General features: G+C 63.7%; 18 protein-coding genes and 1 tRNA gene. 9 read left to right on the top strand and 10 right to left on the bottom strand.

The features are described 5' to 3' along the window. Window positions 1-4 precede the first annotated feature (4 nt). The 4 genes from fdhE (at window position 5) to IMX18_RS21840 (ending at window position 4,532) form a co-directional block, all read left to right on the top strand. Window positions 5-925 carry a formate dehydrogenase accessory protein FdhE gene (gene fdhE, locus IMX18_RS21855; RefSeq protein WP_217190813.1) on the top strand — a complete coding sequence of 307 codons (921 nt, stop codon included), beginning with the start codon at window positions 5-7 and terminating at the stop codon, window positions 923-925. A 158-nt stretch (window positions 926-1,083) separates the two neighbouring features. Continuing rightward, a complete protein-coding gene (gene selA, locus IMX18_RS21850; RefSeq protein WP_085721419.1) occupies window positions 1,084-2,511 on the top strand; it encodes an L-seryl-tRNA(Sec) selenium transferase in 1,428 nt (475 codons plus the stop codon). Continuing rightward, the gene (selB, locus tag IMX18_RS21845) at window positions 2,508-4,430 is read left to right on the top strand and encodes a selenocysteine-specific translation elongation factor (RefSeq protein WP_217190812.1); all 1,923 of its coding nucleotides are present in this window, start codon (window positions 2,508-2,510) and stop codon (window positions 4,428-4,430) included. Before selA ends, selB begins: the two co-directional genes overlap by 4 nt. Window positions 4,431-4,436: 6 nt before the next feature. Further along, window positions 4,437-4,532: transfer RNA gene (locus IMX18_RS21840), tRNA-Sec, on the top strand. A gap of 126 nt (window positions 4,533-4,658) precedes the next feature. On the opposite strand, the gene IMX18_RS21835 is transcribed toward IMX18_RS21840, so the two are convergent. Together IMX18_RS21835 and IMX18_RS21830 are read right to left on the bottom strand one after the other, a co-directional pair. Then, window positions 4,659-5,648, bottom strand: coding sequence for an asparaginase (locus tag IMX18_RS21835; protein ID WP_015268761.1), 990 nt, complete (start codon window positions 5,646-5,648; stop codon window positions 4,659-4,661). Between the two features lie 71 nt (window positions 5,649-5,719). Next, window positions 5,720-7,162 (bottom strand): alanine/glycine:cation symporter family protein, encoded by a 1,443-nt coding sequence (locus IMX18_RS21830; protein ID WP_054572945.1) that lies wholly within the window; start codon window positions 7,160-7,162, stop codon window positions 5,720-5,722. 178 nt (window positions 7,163-7,340) lie between these two features. On the opposite strand from IMX18_RS21830, the gene IMX18_RS21825 reads away from it, so the two are divergent. Continuing rightward, a complete protein-coding gene (locus IMX18_RS21825; RefSeq protein ID WP_015268762.1) occupies window positions 7,341-8,150 on the top strand; it encodes a helix-turn-helix domain-containing protein in 810 nt (269 codons plus the stop codon). An 8-nt stretch (window positions 8,151-8,158) separates the two neighbouring features. On the opposite strand, the gene IMX18_RS21820 is transcribed toward IMX18_RS21825, so the two are convergent. Further along, window positions 8,159-8,953, bottom strand: a complete 795-nt coding sequence (locus IMX18_RS21820) for a TSUP family transporter (protein WP_013970658.1) — start codon at window positions 8,951-8,953, stop codon at window positions 8,159-8,161. A gap of 17 nt (window positions 8,954-8,970) precedes the next feature. Continuing rightward, window positions 8,971-10,011 (bottom strand): Fe(II)-2OG oxygenase family protein, encoded by a 1,041-nt coding sequence (locus IMX18_RS21815; protein WP_137137872.1) that lies wholly within the window; start codon window positions 10,009-10,011, stop codon window positions 8,971-8,973. A gap of 264 nt (window positions 10,012-10,275) precedes the next feature. On the opposite strand from IMX18_RS21815, the gene IMX18_RS21810 reads away from it, so the two are divergent. Then, window positions 10,276-11,160 (top strand): sugar nucleotide-binding protein, encoded by an 885-nt coding sequence (locus IMX18_RS21810; RefSeq protein WP_024086179.1) that lies wholly within the window; start codon window positions 10,276-10,278, stop codon window positions 11,158-11,160. Then, the gene (locus IMX18_RS21805) at window positions 11,153-12,085 is read left to right on the top strand and encodes an NAD-dependent epimerase/dehydratase family protein (protein WP_100413295.1); all 933 of its coding nucleotides are present in this window, start codon (window positions 11,153-11,155) and stop codon (window positions 12,083-12,085) included. Before IMX18_RS21810 ends, IMX18_RS21805 begins: the two co-directional genes overlap by 8 nt. A gap of 130 nt (window positions 12,086-12,215) precedes the next feature. Here IMX18_RS21805 and IMX18_RS21800 read toward each other — a convergent pair whose 3' ends face one another. Beyond that, window positions 12,216-12,659, bottom strand: a complete 444-nt coding sequence (locus tag IMX18_RS21800) for a winged helix-turn-helix transcriptional regulator (protein ID WP_013970662.1) — start codon at window positions 12,657-12,659, stop codon at window positions 12,216-12,218. Window positions 12,660-12,761: 102 nt separating this feature from the next. Between IMX18_RS21800 and IMX18_RS21795 the strand changes: the two genes are divergently transcribed. Continuing rightward, complete coding sequence (locus tag IMX18_RS21795; RefSeq protein WP_217190811.1) at window positions 12,762-13,967, top strand: MFS transporter; 1,206 nt, start codon at window positions 12,762-12,764, stop codon at window positions 13,965-13,967. Here IMX18_RS21795 and IMX18_RS21790 read toward each other — a convergent pair. From IMX18_RS21790 to IMX18_RS21770, 5 genes are all read right to left on the bottom strand, one after another. Then, complete coding sequence (locus tag IMX18_RS21790; protein ID WP_217190809.1) at window positions 13,955-14,638, bottom strand: OmpW/AlkL family protein; 684 nt, start codon at window positions 14,636-14,638, stop codon at window positions 13,955-13,957. The two genes, IMX18_RS21795 and IMX18_RS21790, sit on opposite strands and share 13 nt — an antisense overlap. A 109-nt stretch (window positions 14,639-14,747) precedes the next feature. Then, window positions 14,748-15,242 (bottom strand): DUF3299 domain-containing protein, encoded by a 495-nt coding sequence (locus IMX18_RS21785; protein ID WP_075044449.1) that lies wholly within the window; start codon window positions 15,240-15,242, stop codon window positions 14,748-14,750. Between the two features lie 150 nt (window positions 15,243-15,392). Beyond that, entirely contained in the window at window positions 15,393-16,658 is a 1,266-nt protein-coding gene (locus IMX18_RS21780) for an ABC transporter permease (protein ID WP_085665378.1), read from the bottom strand. Further along, window positions 16,658-17,368, bottom strand: coding sequence for an ABC transporter ATP-binding protein (locus tag IMX18_RS21775; RefSeq protein WP_085665379.1), 711 nt, complete (start codon window positions 17,366-17,368; stop codon window positions 16,658-16,660). The genes IMX18_RS21780 and IMX18_RS21775 overlap by 1 nt, the downstream gene beginning before the upstream one ends. Then, the gene (locus tag IMX18_RS21770; RefSeq protein WP_015268772.1) at window positions 17,369-17,947 is read right to left on the bottom strand and encodes a DUF2796 domain-containing protein; all 579 of its coding nucleotides are present in this window, start codon (window positions 17,945-17,947) and stop codon (window positions 17,369-17,371) included. A gap of 131 nt (window positions 17,948-18,078) precedes the next feature. Here IMX18_RS21770 and IMX18_RS21765 point away from each other — a divergent pair, with 131 nt between their 5' ends. Then, window positions 18,079-18,423 (top strand): hypothetical protein, encoded by a 345-nt coding sequence (locus IMX18_RS21765; RefSeq protein WP_043935270.1) that lies wholly within the window; start codon window positions 18,079-18,081, stop codon window positions 18,421-18,423. Window positions 18,424-18,432: the final 9 nt, after the last annotated feature.

The raw sequence follows: 18,432 nt of genomic DNA, 5'->3' as shown, positions 1-18,432 counted from the left end.
GCGCTTGAGCACGATACTCGAACCCGGGCAGATCGAAGCGTCGGCAGTGATGCCGCCGTTTCTGCACCTGCCCCCCGCCAACCTGTTCGAACTGCGCGCCGCGCGTCTGGAGCAGCTGGCTGAGGGCAATGCCCTTGGCGAATACCTGAAGCTGGTGGCTCGTTTGTGCCGTATCCAGCAGCAGCTTGTGGATAACCCGCCCGCTGGCATGCCGGTGGCAGAGGAGCGTCAGCGCCTGTGCATAAGTCATGGTTTGCCGCCACTGGCGGCGGACAGCCTGGTGCGTGAAGGGCCATGGCTGGTCTGGTTGCTGTCCTTGCTCGAGCATCTCGACGCGGACACCAGCGGTCCGTTGGGGGAGGCGCTGCAAACCCTGCGCAGCAGTGACGACCATCAACGCAAGGGTTGGGGCATCGCCTTGCTCGCCGGCCAGTACGACGCAGTGCCCGCAGCACTGGTGCCGTTCATTGGGGCGGCCTTGCAGGCGGCCTGGTCCAGCTGGTTGCTGGCGCTGCCCGCGCCAGAGCTCAAGCCCGCCGACAGCCTGGCCCAGTGCCCGGCCTGCGGTTCGCCGGCGATGGCCGGGGTGGTGCGCAACCGCGGCAAGCACAATGGCCTGCGCTACCTGGCTTGTTCGCTGTGTGCCTGCGAATGGCACGTGGTGCGGGTCAAATGCGTGTACTGCGAGTCGAGCAAGGACCTGCGCTATACCAGCCTTGACGATGACCGCCATGCGCCGGGCAAGGCGCCGCTACGGGCGGAGTGCTGCCCGGAGTGCGAGAGCTACCTGAAGCAGAACTACCTGGAAAACGACGCGGCGGCCGAGCCGCTGGCCGATGACCTGGCCAGCCTGGCACTGGACATTCGCCTGGACGAGGAGGGCTTCCATCGGTTGGCACCGAACCTGATGCTCGCACCCGGGTAATGGAGAGTGTCTACACTGTAAGACCGAGTCGCCTTCTTCGCGGGTAAACCCGCTCCCACAGGGCCCGCGCAGCTTTTGAGGCTTGCGCGGCCCTTGTAGGAGCGGGTTTACCCGCGAGAGGCCAGTACAGACAACGGATCAGTCCAAGGTAGTACCGCATGTCCTCCAGCCTAGCCAGCGACACCCCACGCCTGCCCTCCATCGACACCCTTTTGCGCCACCCAGCCTGCCTCCCGCTGATCGACCGCCACGGTCGCGACGCGGTCCTCGCCACCCTGCGGCAACTGCTCGACGACCTGCGCGACCCCGCCCGCACCGGCCAGCTCAGCACCGCCGAACTGGCCGCTGAAGTCCTGCTGGGCCGCACTGGCGAACGCTTGGCCACCCAGCAACGCAGCCAGGTCCGCCGAGTGTTCAACCTCACCGGCACCGTGTTGCACACCAACCTCGGCCGCGCCCTGTTGCCAGAGGAGGCCATCGAGGCCATGCAGACCGCCGCCCGCTACCCGCTCAACCTGGAATTCGACCTGGCCACCGGCAAGCGCGGCGACCGTGACGATCTGATCGAGGGCCTGATCCGCGAGCTGACAGGCGCCGAAGCCGTCACCGTGGTCAACAACAACGCCGCCGCCGTGCTGCTGGCGCTCAACAGCCTGGGTGCGCGCAAGGAGGGGATCATCTCACGCGGTGAACTGATCGAGATCGGCGGTGCCTTCCGCATCCCCGACATCATGGCCCGCGCCGGCGTGAAGCTGCACGAAGTCGGCACCACCAACCGCACCCATGCCCGTGACTACGAGGCCGCCATCAGCCCGCGTACGGGCCTGCTGATGCGGGTGCATTGCAGCAACTACAGCATTCAGGGCTTCACTACCCAGGTGCCCACCGCCGAGCTGGCGCGTATCGCCCACCAACATGACTTGCCGTTGCTTGAAGACCTTGGCAGCGGCAGCCTGCTTGACCTTACCCGCTGGGGCCTGCCCGCCGAGCCTACTGTGCGTCAGGCCCTGGCTGACGGCGCCGATATCGTCACCTTCAGCGGCGACAAACTGCTGGGCGGGCCGCAAGCCGGAATCATCGTCGGGCGCAAGGAGCTGATCGCCAGAATCAAGAAGAACCCGCTCAAGCGCGCGCTGCGGGTCGACAAGATCACCCTTGCCGCACTCGAAGCGGTGCTGGCGTTGTACCGCAACCCCGACCGCCTGGCCGAGCGCCTGCCCAGCCTGCGCCTGCTGACCCGCAGTCAGGCCGAAATCCAGGCCCAGGCCGAGCGCCTGGCCCCTGAAATCAAAGCCCGGCTCGGCGAGCAATGGGCGGTCAGTGTGGAGCCGGCGTTGGGCATGATTGGCAGTGGCAGCCAACCGGTGGCCCGCCTGCCAAGCGCGGCATTGTGCCTGCGCCCGCAGGTGTCGAAGAAGTTGCGCGGGCGCAGCCTGCATGTACTGGAGCGCGCCTTGCGCGGTCTGCCCGTGCCAGTGCTCGGCCGAATCGACGATGACGCCCTGTGGCTGGACCTGCGCCAACTGGATGACGAGGCCCAGTGGCTGGCTCAGTTGCCCACCCTGCAATTGGGGCCGGTACAGTGATCGTTGGTACCGCCGGCCACATCGACCACGGCAAGACCGCACTGCTCCAGGCCCTGACCGGCCAGGCCGGTGACCAGCGCCAGGAGGAGCGCGCCCGTGGCATGACCATCGACCTTGGCTATCGCTATGCGGCGTTGACCGAGGGCGCAGCGCTGACCGGCTTCATCGACGTGCCCGGTCACGAGCGCTTTATCCACAACATGCTGGCCGGCGCCCATGGTATCGATCTGGTGCTGCTGGTAGTCGCGGCCGACGACGGGGTGATGCCTCAAACCCGCGAGCACCTGGCGATCATCGAGTTGCTGGGCATCCCACAAGCCCTGGTGGCGATCAGCAAATGCGACCGTGTAGAGCCGGCCCGCCTGGCCGAAGTGCAGGCACAGGTCAGCGAACTTCTCGCGCCGGGCCCATATGCCGGTGCGCGGCAGTTTCCGTTGTCCAGTGTGACCGGCGAAGGTATCGATGCCTTGCGCCAGGCCTTGCTGGCCGCGCAACAGCGCGTGTGCCAGCGCAGCGTGCGCGGCGGTTTCCGCCTGGCCGTCGACCGCGCCTTTGCCGTTACCGGTGCGGGTGTGGTGGTCACGGGCACGGCGCTGGCCGGGCGGGTCAGTGCCGGTGACACCTTGTTACTGGGCAAGGCCGGCAAACCGGTGCGGGTGCGTGGCCTGCATGCGCAGAACCAGGCCGCACTGGTGGCCGAAGCGGGCCAGCGGGTGGCACTGAACATTGCTGCCGAACGCCTGGCGGTGGAGCAGGTGCGCCGGGGGGACTGGCTAGTGCCCGAGTGGCTGCATGCGCCTAGCGTGCGGGTGGATATCGAGCTGAACCTGTTGCCGGGCGAGACCCGTACCTTCGAGCATTTCAGCGCTGTGCACGTGCACCTGGGCACCCAGGATGTAACGGCCCGGGTAGCCTTGCTCGAGGGTGAAACCTTGGTGGCAGGCCAGCGCATGTTCGCCCAGTTGCTGCTCAACGCGCCGCTGCAGGCGGTACACGGCGACCGCTTGGTGCTGCGCGATCAGCGTGCCCAGCGCACACTGGGGGGCGGCAAGGTACTCGATCCGTTCGCGCCAAGCCGTCAGCGTCGCAGTGATGAGCGCCTGCGCCAATTGCAGGTGCTGCGTGATGCCGAGGACCTGGAGCAGGCCTTGCCGGCACTGCTTGCCAGCGCACCCGGGGGGATCGACCCGCAACGTCTGGAACGGCAGTTCAATCGCCTGCGCGAAACCTGGCAGTTGCCGGAAGATGTGCTGGTGGTGGCCACGCGGCAGGGCCAACTGCTGTTTGCCAGTGTCCGGTGGCAGTCGCTCAAGCGCCAGGTGCTGGAGCAGTTGGTGCGGTTCCATGAACAGGAGCCCGACCAGCTCGGCCCGGACCGCGACCGCCTGCGCCGCTTTGCTGCCTTGCCGCTGGAGCGGCCCGCTTTTGTCAGCCTGCTGGATGAGTTGCTCGAAGACGGCGCCATTGCCAGCAGCGGGCCTTGGCTGCACCTGCCCGATCACAAGGTGCAGTTGAGCGAAGCCGACAGTGCATTATGGGCGAGTCTGCAACCGAAGTTGCTGGCGGGGCAATACGATCCGCCCTGGGTCCGGACGCTGGCGAGCGAGGAAAATTGTGCCGAAGCCGATGTGCGCCTGTTGCTGCGCAAGCTGGCCCGGTTGGGCCTGGTGCACCAGGTGGTGCGCGACCTGTTCTACCCCGAGGCGACGCTACAGCGCATGGCAGAGCTGCTGCTGGGGCAGGCCAGTGAAACGCCGATAGTGCAGGTTGCCGCGTTTCGCGATATGTTGGGCATCGGTCGCAAGCGCAGTGTACAGATTCTGGAGTACTTCGACCGCATCGGCCTGACCCGGAGGGTGGCCGATCAGCGTCACATTCGCGCCGACAGCGCCCTGGCCCAGCAGCAGGCCAGGCACTGAGTTCAAGGAAGGCAATCGCGCCCGGTGGCGCGGCCGGGCTTCAAACCCGGTTGGGGACGGCAGCCGTTCCCGGGCAGGTTCGACTCCCGCTGCCTTCCGCCATTTTCCTTTGCCTGTCAGGGCCCTATCGCCGGCAAGCCAGCTCCCACAGGTACTCCACAGGCCTCAGGCCTTGTGTTATCCCTGTGGGAGCTGGCTTGCCGGCGATAGGGCCAGACCAGGCAACACTCAGGCCCGTTCCCCACACAGATCCAGGGCAAACCACCGCTCCGCCGTGTCGACATCCAGCCCGGCCCCCAGCAACGCAACCATCTTGGCCAGCGCCGCCTCCCGGGTCATGCCCCCGCCACTGACCAGCCCGGCCCCGCGCAAGCGGTTACCCGCCGCATAGGTATCGAACACCACCGACCCCTCAGGGCACTGGCTGATAGCTGCCAGCATCACACCCCGCTGGCGTGCCGCGCTCAGCGCATCCAGCAACGCCTGGTCATCCGACGGCCCGGTACCGCTGCCGTAGCACTCCAGCAGCAAACCCTGCACGCCGCTGCCCAGCAGTGCCTGCAAGTGCCCGGCCTGCAGGCCCGGGAACACCGGCACTATCGCCAGGTTGACCGGCTGGCGCGGGTGCTTGTAGCCAAGCTCGGCAGGGATCGCCGTTGCGCGCTCACTGTCACGATGGCGCGGCAGCGCGGCAAAGGCATCGAACGCCTCGCTGCGCAGCTTCGACGCCCGGCAGCCATGCAGCAGCTGCCCATGGAAGTACAGTTGCACGCCATCTTCCAGCCCTTGTTCGAACTGGCGCAGTGCGCCGCACAAGTTGCCCCAGGCGTCGCTGTCCGCGCTACCTGCAGGCAGCATCGAGCCGGTCAGCAGCACTGGCACCGGCAGGCCCAGCAGCAGGAACGACAACGCCGCGGCGCTGTAGGCCAGGCTGTCGGTACCATGCAGTACGAGCACGCCATCATGGCCAGCCACCTCTACCGCTGCGACGATTGCATCGCGCATCGCCAGCCAGTTGTGCTGTTGCATGTTGGCGCTGTCGAGCAGCGGGTTCAGTTCCTGCAAGGTCCATTGCACCTGGGGTGCATCGGCCAACTGGGCAAAGTGTTCGCGCATGCGTGCTTCGAAGCCACCGGCCGGCGCCAGGCCTTCGGGGGTTTCGAGCATGCCGATGGTGCCCCCGGTATAGAGCACGAGGAGATTCTTTACTGCTCGCATGGGAAGTATCCGTAGCGGTGAGCGGAAGAAGGTAAGCCGCCCACGGACGGGGCGGCTGGCAGGGGAGAATATCAGCGCTGCGTCTGGACTTCGCCGACTGCTTTGTCAGTGGCTGTTTCCGCCTGCGGATTGGCAGGCCAGGCATTGCGATCCAGGTCCAGGTCGGCAAACTTGGCCGAGTCGAACACCGGTTGGTCGACGCCCGCCTTGCGCTGGTCGTCGTAGTCGCGCATCACCCGCAGGCCGACCTTGAACAGCAGGGCCAGGGCCACCAGGTTGACGAAGGCCAGGCAGGTCATGGTGATATCGGCAAAGGCGAACACAGTCGACAGGTCCTGCAACGAGCCCCATACAACCAGCGCCAGTACCAGGCCACGGAATACCATCAGTACCACACGATTGCGGCTGAGGAATTGCAGGCTGTTCTCGCCCAGGTAGTAGTTGTAGAGGATGCAGGTGAACACGAACAGCGACAGTGCCACGCTGACGAACACGCGGCCCCAGTCACCAACCACGGCGGCCAGCGAGTTCTGGGTCAGGACGATGCCGTCACCTTCGAAGCCCGGGGTGTAGAAGCCCGACAACAGGATCAGCAGCGCGGTGCAGGTGCAGATCACGAAGGTGTCGAGGAACACGCTGAATGCCTGGACAACGCCCTGCGCACCCGGGTGTTTCACGGCGGCCACGGCTGCGACGTTTGGCGCACTGCCCAGGCCCGCTTCGTTGGCGAACACACCACGCTTCACGCCCATGACGATGGCGCTGCCGAGCAGGCCGCCGAACGCCGGGTCGAGGCCGAAGGCACTCTTGAAGATGGTTTCCAGCATGGCTGGCACGTGATCGATCTGGGTGCCGATCACGTACAGGGTCACGCCGATGTACGCCAGGGTCTTGACCGGTACCAGCAGGTCCGACACCGCGGCGATGCGCTTGATACCGCCGATGAAGGTGATGGCCAGCAGCACGGCGAGGACGATGCCGGTGTGCTTGGGGTCGAAGGCGAAGGCGTTCTGCAGCGAGTGAGTCACGGTGTACGACTGCAGGCCGATGAAGGCGAAGCCGTAGGTGACCAGCAGCAGGACCGAGAACACGATGGCCATGCTTTTCAGCTTCAGGCCGTGCTGGATGTAGTACGCCGGGCCACCACGGTACAGGCCGTCGCCATCGGCGCGCTTGTAGACCTGGGCCAGGGTGCATTCGAAGAAGCTGCTGGACATACCCACCAGTGCGGTGACCCACATCCAGAACACGGCGCCCGGGCCACCCAGGGTCACGGCAATGCCGACACCGGCGATGTTACCGGCACCAACGCGGCCAGCCAGGCTCAGCATCAGGGCCTGGAAGGAGCTCAGCTGGCCTGCCTGGCCACGCAGCGATTCCTTGAACACACCGAACATGTGGCCGAAGTGGCGGAACTGGACGAACCGGGAGCGGATAGTGAAGTAGCTACCCAGCCCTACGATCAGCACAATGAGAAGTTTCCCCGAGAGGAAATCGTTGAGTACTTCGAGCATTGGAAAATGACCTCGATTCTTATTGTTCGTGTGGAAAGATCAGCGGACGGCAGGCGCACCGCTATTCGTGGGGCGCATGGTTGGCTATGACAAGAGCGGTTACAATTTCGCGGGTTGCTCTGATTTGGTGCAACTTGATGCTACAATTGCGCCATTCGCGTCACCTGAGTCCCGAGTCATGAGCGATCATTTCGCTACCAACCTCAAACTGGCCTGCAGCCACTACCGCTCTATCTCCGAAGTTTGCCGCCAGCTGTCGATCAACCGCGCGCAGTTCAACAAGTACCTGAGTGGGCAAAGCCGCCCGACGGCCTACAACCTCAAGCGCATCGGCGATTTCTTCGGGGTCGAAGATTACGAATTGAATTTGCCACCCGAGCAGTTCAGCCGCCTGATCGGTGCTCGCGTGTCGACCCCGGCCGAGCAGCCTGGCGACCCGATCAGTGATCTGTTCCGTCCGTTGCACGCCCATGCGGGGAACCTGTCGCGCTATTGCGGTTACTACCTGGAATATTCCAACTGCATGTCGGTTCCGGGCACGGTCCTGGTGTCATTGGTGCACCTGTGGGAGGAGCGCGGGCAGTTCCTTTTCGAACGCCAGGAACGCCAGGAGCGTTCCAGCGCCACCAACCCCCATGCCGAGGTGCGTTGCCGCTATCTGGGAGCGGCGTTCCAGCTGCAGGACCGGATGTTCCTGGTCGATTACGAGTCGCTGACGTTCAACGAGATGAGCCAGACTATCCTCATCCCCAGTTTCAAAAGCCGCATTACCCGCCTCAACGGCCTGAAGGCCGGCGTATCCAGCGGAGACCGGCGAAACCCGGCCTGCACTCGGGTTGTGTGGGACTACCTGGGAGAGGAGATCAATCGCATCAATGTCTACCGGCAGGTAAAACTGTACCAGCCGGATGATCCACGCATAGATGACGATGTGCGTGAGCGCCTCAGCGTGGGGCCGTTGCGTAACAGTCTGTTCGAAATCGAGTGATGCTTTTTTCAGAGAACAAGTTGATGTAACCACTCGCCAACAGGGTTGCCTGGGTCGAGCAGCAACTTGATTGCCATGATGCAGCAAACACAGACCAGCAATGGCTTGATCAGACGGGGGCCAAAGTGTACTGCGCAGCGTGCGCCCAGTTGAGCCCCCACAAAAGCAGCGAATGCCATTGCCAGTGCCAGCGGCCAGATGATCGCCCCGCTCAGTGAAAAGACTGACAACGCGCCCAGGTTACAGGCTGCGTTCAAAAGCTTGCTTGTGCACACGGCTTGTATCAAGTGCTGGCCCAAGAGGATCACGCAGGCCAGCATGAAGAACGAGCCGACGCCAGGGCCGAAGATCCCGTCATAAAAGCCAATGATCGGTGCAACCGTGATGCAGAACAGGCTGGTCGATATCTTTGCCTTGCGCGCTTGTTCATTCGGCTTTGGACTGAAGGCAAAGTAGGCGGCTATCAGGATCAGCAGAGGTGGAACGCACGCCTGCAGAACGCTTTTGGGCACGTAAGTTATCGACAAGGCACCCAACGCCCCTCCGATAAACGACATGACAGCCATTGGACTGCCTTGTCTCCAGTCGATCATGCCTTTGCGGGCGAAGGCGCACGTAGCCGAAACCGTAGCCGAAGCCGCCTGGAACTTGTTGGTGGCAATTGCCGCCAAGGGTTCGATACCGGCAATGAACAACACCGGGAGCGTGATCAGGCCCCCGCCACCGGCGATAGCATCGAAAAAGCCGGCCATCAGTGCCACCAGTGCGAGGGTCAGAACAAGCGTTAAATCTAATTCGATCATTGCGTGTTTTCCTATGATCAGCCACGCACCAGCAGCGGGTCTTCAGCGAGCACCAGCGGTTCGGCGAAGGGGGAATATCCGAATTGACGGATAAGCAGGCGCCGGTTGTCCTGAACCATGTCGCGGCCGTGCAAGGCTCGGCTGTTGTTGATCAGCAGTGCGGTGTCAGGCTGCAGGACAAACGCCAACGGTTGTGTGGTATCCAGTATTTTTTGAAAGGAGTCGAAAGCGCGCGCAGCAGCGCTGCAGGCGCGTTCATTCAGACTGAAGCGATAGCTATTGTAACGAACAGAGAAACCACCATTTGGCTCGAATTGCAGTATTGAAACTGCTTTGCCTGCATTGCCTTGCCCGTGACCGAAGCAGTCACTGCGGGTGAAGTCGAAAGACGCTGAAGTCAGTGCAAGTGTGCCCATGCTACCCAAGCGTTCAATGATTCCCCGGAGCGGGAAGACATGCGTAGGTTCATTGGCGGGGTTCCAGCGCGCAGTCAGAATCAGTGCAGAGGGAGCAGGGGAGTGAGCGTTGCTGGAAATTGTCGAGCAGTTGTAAGGCGCTTCAGTGTGCGGCCCCAAGCGCAAGCCCGCATGCGAGCTGGTTTCAACTTTCAGGCAGGGATCTTCGTCGAGTCGCGGAATGCGGCCACCGCCCTTGAAGTTGCCCACCAGGCGAACCTGCTTACCCTCGTTATCTATATCGAAGGCGAAACTGCGGTGGCGCACGAGCTCCAGCAGCAGTTGATTGCGTGAGGCAAGGTATTGGCAGCGTGGGTTTTGCGCCAGGGCGGAAATGTGGGGCAGATATTCTGGTATTGGCTCGTCGGCACAAGGCATATGCCTGTACATCAAGGCAGATAGCTGGCCTTCACTGAAGCGTTGTAGCAACCCACGCTGTTCCACGCTCAAGGCTTGCTCGAGTTGATCGGCGAATATACGAGCCTGAAGTGCTACTCCTTTGGCCTCTGGGCCACCCAGGTCAGCAATGGTCTGGCTTGCAAAGGCTATGGCCTTGCTTTGCTCCGGGCTGAAATCCAGGTATGCAACTTCCGAACGAGGCATTGAACGTTCCCTGTACTTGTTTTTGTGAAGCTCCCCGGCTGGCAAGTGGGGGAGTCAACTATTCAATGCGGTTGTGCTGTTGCGCGGAAGTCAGCTCGTTCCTGGTATGTCGTAGGAGATTTCTGCGTGTTGCGGTATTGAACGGTGGAACTTTGAAATCACTACCGCCTGTGGCATCGAACGGGTCCGGTGTTGGACTTCCCCGCCCGGAAACCGCAAAATGACCCCTTTCCTTCAATCAACCTCTCCGGATCTGCTGACTCTATGCGTATGCGCCTAATGCTGTTGGGTGGTGGCAATGCCCTCGGGCAAGCGCTGATTCGTCTTGGGGCCGAGGAGGACATCGCATTCCTGGCTCCGCGCCCGCCCGAGAACGGCTGGACGCCGGCCAGCCTCACCCAGCTGCTCGACGATCATCGTCCCGATGCACTGGTCAACCTGGCCTATTACTTCGACTGGTTCCAGGCCGAGTCGGTCAGCGAGCAGCGCCTGGCCCAGCAGGAGCGGGCTGTGGAGCGGTTGGCAGAGCTGTGCCAGCACCACCAGATCACCCTGGTTCAGCCATCCAGCTACCGGGTGTTCGATGGTTCTCGGGCCACGGCCTACAGCGAAAAGGACGAGCCGGTACCGCTGGGCCTGCGTGGCCAGGCCCTGTGGCGCATCGAGCAGAGCGTTCGCGCGGCTTGCCCGCAACACGTGCTGTTGCGCTTTGGTTGGCTGCTCGACGAAAGCATCGACGGGGCGTTGGGCCGCTTCCTGACCCGCGCCGAGCAACCCCAGGAGCTGCTGCTGGCCGATGACCGGCGTGGCAACCCTACGCCGGTCGACGACGCCGCCCGGGTGATCCTGTCGGTGCTCAAACAACTCGATTGCAGTGCGCCGCTGTGGGGCACCTACCATTACGCCGGCAACGAGGCGACCACGCCGCTGGCGCTGGGCCAGGCGATCCTCGCCGAGGCAGGCCAGTACCGGCAGCTGGCCGTGCAGGCGCCGACGCCGCAGGCACATGCCGCACGGCCGGATGCCAGCGAAGAGCCGCAGCACGCGGTACTGGCCTGCAAGAAAATCCTTCATACCTTCGGCATCAAGCCGCGCGCCTGGCGCGCCGGCTTGCCGCCTCTACTGGACCGGTTCTACCGCCATGGCTGACGCCCCCATCCTGATCACCGGCGGTGCCGGCTTTATTGGCTCCCACCTGTGCGATGCGTTGTTGGAGAAAGGCTACGCCGTACGCATTCTCGACGATTTCTCCACTGGCCAGCGGGGCAACCTGCAGGTTGGCCACCCTCGGCTGGAACTGGTTGAAGGCGATGTCGCCGATGCCGAGCTGGTTACGCAGGTTACGGCTGGCTGCAGTGCCGTGGTGCACCTGGCAGCGGTGGCCTCGGTGCAGGCCTCGGTCGAGGACCCGGTGCGGACCCACCAGAGCAATTTCATCGGTACCCTCAACGTGTGCGAAGCCATGCGCGTGCATGGGCTGCGCCGGGTGCTGTTCGCCTCCAGTGCGGCGGTGTATGGCAACAATGGTGAAGGCGAGTCGATTGCCGAAGACACTCCCAAGGCGCCGCTGACCCCCTACGCCGTGGACAAGCTGGCCAGTGAGCAGTACCTGGACTTCTACCGTCGTCAGCATGGCCTGGAGCCGGTGGTGTTCCGCTTCTTCAATATCTTCGGGCCGCGCCAGGACCCGTCCTCGCCGTATTCCGGGGTGATCAGCATCTTCTCCCAACGTGCTGTGCAGGGTTTGCCGATTACCGTGTTCGGTGATGGTGAGCAGACCCGGGACTTCCTTTACGTGGGCGACCTGGTGCAGGTGATGGTGCAGGCGCTGGAGCAGCCGCAGGTCGAGGAGGGCGCGGTGAATATCGGCCTCAACCAGGCCACTTCGCTCAACCAGTTGCTGGCAGCACTTGAGAAGGTGGTGGGTAGCTTGCCGGTGGTCAGCTATGTGGCGGCACGTTCGGGTGACATTCGCCATTCGCGGGCGGATAACCAGCGCTTGTTGGCGCGGTTCGAGTTTCCGCAGGCGACGCCGATGGTCGAGGGCTTGTCGCGGCTTCTGGGTAAGGGCTGAAATTCTTGGGGGCGCTTTGCGCCCCTATCGCGACACAAGGCCGCTCCTACAGCGATCGCGCCAGGCCGAGGTTGCGCGGTAGCTGTAGGAGCGGCCTTGTGTCGCGATGGGCTGCGCAGCAGCCCCAGAATCACTCATGCCGCACCACTTTTCGCAGGCAATCCCCTGCCGCCAGCACCCGCCCATCCCGGGCCCGCACCTGCAGTGTTTCCAGCGCCTGCCCCGTATCACTATCCACCAACTCCGAACGCACCTCGCCCGCCTCGAACAGAAACCGCTCCCCCCACTGCCTCAAGCCAACCACCACCGGGAACACCGATCGCCCTTTCTCGGTCAGCACATACTCCTTGTAGGCACTGCCATCCGACGCCGGTTGCAGCGTCAGCAGCCCACTCTCCACCAGCCACTTCAGCCGTGAGGCGAGGATGTTCTTCGCCAGCCCCAGGTTCTTCTGGAATTCACTGAAGCGCCGCAGCCCATCGAATGCGTCGCGCAGGATCATCAGCGCCCAGCGGTCTCCCAGTACCTCCAGCGCCCGGGCTACGGGGCATTGCGCATTGTTTTCATCGAGCATGGACGGGGCCTTTCGTGATCATCTGGTTGCAGATTAAAACCACATTTGCTAAATAGCCAGTATGTGGTTTCAATTCGAAACCAGATTGACGAGACCAGCCCGATGAACCCTGCACTGACACGCTGGATAACCCTGCTGCTGGCCATCACCAGCGCCATGGCTGTGGCGACTGTGTATTTCGCCCAGCCTCTGCTCGAGTCGATGGCCGCTGACCTGGGCGTGGCGCAGCAGCAGATCGGTTGGGTAGTGGGCGCGACCCAGGCGGGCTATGCCCTGGGGTTGTTGCTGATCGTGCCGCTGGGGGACCTGATCGACCGCAAGCGCCTGTTGCTCGGGCAGTTGCTGTTCTCGGCCCTGGCGCTGGTTGGGGTAGGCATGGCGCCCAACTGGGCGCTATTGCTGCTGGCCCTGGCCATCACCGGGCTGATGGCGGTCATGGTGCAGGTGATGGTGGCGCATGCAGCGAGCCTTGCCGCCCCCGGCCAGCAAGGGCAGGCCGTGGGCATCGTCACCAGCGGCATAGTGCTGGGCATTCTGCTGGCACGGCTGGTCTCGGGCGGGCTTGCCGACCTGGCTGGCTGGCGCAGCGTGTACCTGATTGCCGCAGGGCTGTTGATGCTGCTGGCCCTGGTGCTGTGGCGCAGCCTGCCCGCGGGGCAACCGGTGTCGCTGCGGTCTGGCTACCGGGCGCTGATCGTTGCCCAGTTCAGGCTGTACCGGCACGACCGGCTGCTGCGTCAGCGCGGGCTGTTCGGCGTGTTGATCTTCGCTGCGTTCAGCGTGCTCTGGAGTGCCATGGTCATGCCCCTGAGTGCCGAGCCACTGGCGCTGAGCCATACCGAGGTCGGTCTGTTCGGCCTGGCGGGTGTTGCCGGCACATTGGCGGCAGCGCGCGCCGGTCGCCTGGCCGACCAGGGGCTGGGGGAGCGCACCACCGGTCTGGCGCTGGTTCTGCTGGTGCTGTCATGGCTGCCCACGGCCTTCGTCGGGCATTCACTGATGGCCTTCGGGTTGGGTGTGCTGATGCTGGACTTTGCCGTGCAGGCGGTGCATGTCACCAACCAGAGCCTGCTACTGGCCGGGCGTGGCGCAATGGCCAGCCGGTTGATCGGCGCCTACATGTGCTGCTATTCGCTTGGCAGCGGAGTGGGGGCAGTGCTGGCGAGCTGGGTGTATGCCCATTGGGGTTGGGCAGCGGTGTGTTGGCTTGGGATGGGCATCAGCGCGGTGGCGCTGGGGTACTGGCTATGGCTGCAACGCGCGAGGGCGGCCGAAGCCGCCCTGCAGTGTTCAGGTCAGAACTTGTAGCCAAGGCCGACCATGTACACCCACGGGTCGACATCGACGTCGACCTTGGTCTTGCTGTAGCCCAGTGCGCTCGGGCCGTTGACGCTGGCCTTGGTGTCGATGTCGACGTACCAGACCGATGCGTTGACCAGCAAGTTGTCGGTGATCATGTAGTCCATGCCCAGCTGACCGGCGATGCCGACCGAGTCTTGCAGCTTCAGGTTGCTGAAGCCCTGCTGCTTGCGTGCGCTACTGAGGTCTTCGTCGAAGAACAGGGTGTAGTTGATGCCGACGCCGGCATACGGCTGGAACTTGGAAGTCGGTTCCATCGGGTAGTACTGCAACGACAGGGTCGGTGGCAGCTGCTTGATGTCGGCGAGCTTGCCGTCCAGGCCGCCGCCCAGGCCTTTGACGCCGACGGTGTGCTTGAACGGGGTGGAAGCCAGCAGCTCGAGGCCGATATGGTCGGTGAGCATATAGGCGAAGGTCAGGCCCAGTTGGGTGTCGCTGTCCAGAGTCGCCTTGGTGCCCGAGACTTTGTTGCCGTCGAATTTCAGGTCGCCGCTGCTTTCGTTGGGAGCTGTGGTAATGGCTCCTGCGCGGACGATGATATCGCCTGCCTGGTGGGCGTGGGCGACAGGGGCAGCGAGCGCCAGGGCCGCGAGGGCGGCGCTGAGCAAGGACTTGTTCATGGAAGCTCCCAGAGGACGTGAGTAATCGAGTAGTCCAATGGTACGGATGCCGTTAAACAGAAAGTTTGACCCAGCTCAAAGAAGCGTCGTCACGAATTCGAAACAGTTCTCATCTCAGCTCATAAGCGTATATTTTCTCGGCTTCCATCTGGTAGCCGGCATCGGCCAGTTCGCTGCTGGAGGCTCTAACCTGCAGCTTTCCCTCGATCCAGTAGGGCTGGTAGAGGTCTTCTACGCGCACGCCCATTTCGCTGAAGATGTGCACGATCTGGTTCGAGGGTGGAGGTGGCACGTGGATGCACGCGCCGTAGTAGGGGACCAGCAGGAATTCGGTGGTGCGGCCTTCTTCGCTCACCTCCAGCGGCACGATGTAGCCGGGCAGTTTGATCTGCTGGCCGTCGAGGCTTTTTACCACCGGGGCGTCGGGTGCCTGCTGGCGTGCCGGCGGGGCGGACTCGGCGGACAGGGCGTTGCTGAGCTGCGACATGTCGTGCAGCGGCGCGAGTTGGGGCGGGATGACCGGGGCGCCTTCGGGGATGAGGGCGGGCCAGTCAAGTTCGCGGGGTTCCGAGGCCCAGGTGGGCGATGCCAGTGAAAGCAGCATGACCAGGAGTAGTTGTACTGCCTGTACTGGCCTCTTCGCGGGTGAACCCGCTCCCACAGGTCCTGCACAGGCTTTGAAGCTTGTGGTGGACCTTGTGGGAGCGGGTTCACCCGCGAAGAAGGCAGTGAGGTATTGGATCATTGCACGCCCTCAGAGGTGAATGGACAAGCCATCGGCCAACGACTGCCGATAGGCCCGCCACGCCGGCACGCTGCCCATCAACAGCGCAGCTCCCAGTATGATAGCCAGCAACGTCCATTCATGAGCGCTCGGCATGGCCAGCGGCAAATACAAACCATAGTTGGCTTGCACATACCCCTGCGCCAGGGCGATTCCCGCATACAGCAAGCCAAGCCCGGCAGCGATCCCGATCGCCGCCAGCGACAGTGCCTCCAGCACCAGCAGCCCTGCGATATGCCACGGCCTGGCGCCAACCGAGCGCAATATCGCCATCTCCCTGCGGCGTTCGTTGAGGCTGGTGAGAATCGCCGTAAGCATGCCGATCAGGCCGGTCAGCACCACGAACAGCGACACCACGAACAACGCCTGCTCCGCGGTGCCCATCAGGCTCCACAGCTCCTGCAGGGCTACCCCGGGCAGGATCGCCAGCAACGGCTCGCTGCGGTATTCATTGATCTCCCGCTGCAGGCTGAATGTCGCGATCTTGCTGTTCAGGCCGAGCATGAACGCAGTGATGGCGGCCGGCTGCAGGTCCATGGTCCGTGCCTGCTCGGCGCTGATACGCCCGGCGCCACGGGCCGGCACACCGTTGTGCCAGTCGATGTGGATGGCTTCCATGCCGCCCAGGCTGATATGCAGCGTGCGGTCGACCGGCGTACCGGTGCGCTTGAGCACACCGACCACGGTGAACGGTTTGTCATCGTGCTTGACCAGGCTGATCGCGGCGACACCATGTGCCAGCACCAGCTTGTCGCCCAGCTTGTAGTGCAACGCCTCGGCCACTTCGGCACCCAGCACCACCTCGAACGGATCATCGGCAAACGCGCGGCCCTGGCTCAATTCCAGGTGCTGGCGGCGGCCGTACTGGTAATGGCTGAAGTAGTCGCCGGTAGTGCCCATCACTCGATAACCACGGTGCGAATCGCCCAGCGAGATGGGGATGGCCCATTTCACCCGCGGGTCCTTGGCGTAGTGCTCATAGCTGTCCCAACGGATGTTGTTGGTGGCGTTGCCGATGCGGAACACCGAGTACAGCAGCAGGTTCACCGAGCCGGAGCGGGCGCCGACGATCAGGTCGGTACCGCTGATGGTGCTGGCGAAGCTGGCCCGGGCCTCGGTACGGACCCGTTCCACGGCCAGCAGCAGGCACACCGACAGGGCGATGGCGAAGGCGGTGAGGAATGCGGTGAAGCGGCGGTTGGCCAGGCTGGCCAGGGCAAGGCGGAGCAGGTACATCAGGCCTCCCGGGGCTTGGCGGCACGGTTGAGTTCGGCCAGCGACAGGTGGCGGTCGAACAGCGGCGCCAGGCTCTGGTCGTGGCTGACGAACAGCAGGCTGGCACCGGCGGCGCGGCATTCATCGAACAGCAGGCGGATGAACGCTTCACGGGTGTCGGCATCCAGCGCCGAGGTCGGTTCGTCGGCGATCACCAGTTCGGGTTGGCCGATCAGTGCGCGGGCGGCAGCGACCCGTTGCTGCTGGCCGATCGACAGGCTGTCGGCGCGGCGGGCGAGCAGGGCGGGGTCGTCCAGGCCCAGGTGGGCCAGCAAGGTGCTGGCTGCCTGGTCGACACTGCCATGGCGCTGCTCGGCGCGGGCCTTGCGGCTGCGCGAGAAGCGGCAGGGCAGCTCGACGTTTTCGCGTACCGAGAGGAACGGCAGCAGGTTGAACTGCTGGAAGATATAACCGGTGTGGTCGACCCGGAAGCGGTCACGGGCGCCTTGGCCCAGGCGGCCGAGGTCCTGGCCGAGCAACTGGATGCGGCCCTGGCCCGCTACGTTCACCCCGCCCAGCAGGCCCAGCAATGTGGTCTTGCCACTGCCGCTGGGGCCCTTGAGAAACAGGGCTTCGCCAGCTTCCAGGCGGAATGCCGGAATATCCAGCAGCGCCGGCTGTCCGGGCCAGGCGAAGACCAGGTCATGCAGTTCGATCAACGGCTGGCGCATTCAGAACACGACCGCAGCCTTGGCTGGCGTGGCTTCCGCGCCTTTCTGGCCATTGGGGCCGATCAGTTGAACGGTGATTTTCTGGGTAGCCGGGAACGCCTTGAACAGCGGAGCGAGGTCCACCTGCGCCAGTTTGTCGGGGTTGGCGCAGGTCAGCTGGTAATGGGCGCCGATGTCGCTGTGCTGGTGGCTGTGCTCGTGGTCGTCACCATCGTCGTCGGCTTTCGGGGCATCACCGAACAGCGGGCTTTCCAGTTCCTGCTGGTCTTCCTTGCAACCGGCAGCGGCGGGCAGGCCGAACAGCTTCAGTGGCTGCTCCAGCTGCTGGCGCACCGCCGCGACCTTGGCCTTGTCGGCGTCGCTGTTGGCAGCGTGTTCGAAGCCGACCAGATTCATTGCCGGGCTGTCCAACTCCAGCTCCAGAGTGTTGCCATCGAGCACGGCATTGAGCTTGGCCACGCCATGCTCGTGGGCGCCGAGGGTGCCGTGGGCGTGGTCGTGATTGTGGTCATCATCGTGGGCATGGGCCACGGCCAGTGGCAGCAAGGCGAAGGGCAGGGCAAGCAACAGGCGACGCATGGATGACTCCGGAGCGGGCAAGAAGATTGGGTTATGTTATAACAGCTTTTCCCCGTGCTGCCAGCCTGCGTGGCGCAGGTTTCATGTTGGGGTAGGATGGCGGCATTAGACTTGGGTTCAGGGAATGCAGCATGAGAATTCGTGGACAGATTGGTGATTGGCCTGTGGACCTGACCATCGAGCTGGCGCCTGAAGAGTGGGCACAACTGGGGCGGCAGATCGAATTGCCCGCAGTGGCGCAGACCGCAGCAACCGAAACCGTGGCGACAACGCGTCAGGATGACGGGCAATGGACTGCGGCGCGTGAGGTGTTGCGCCTGGCGGGGCAGATGAGCGGGCCGGAATTGCTGGATCGGCTCGAAGGGCTGGCGGGAAGTACGGCGGCGGGTAAGCGGCTGCTGGTGCGCTTGCGGCATAGCAGTGAAGTCAAGGTGGAAAGTGGCGTGGACGCGCCGGTGTATCACTGGGTTGGGTGAAGGCTTTCA

Source organism: Pseudomonas shirazica (genome assembly GCF_015168335.1).
Taxonomy (GTDB): Bacteria; Pseudomonadota; Gammaproteobacteria; order Pseudomonadales; family Pseudomonadaceae; genus Aquipseudomonas; species Aquipseudomonas asiatica.
Note: the sequence above shows the minus strand (reverse complement) of the source record. Positions and strands in the feature narration are given on the sequence as shown.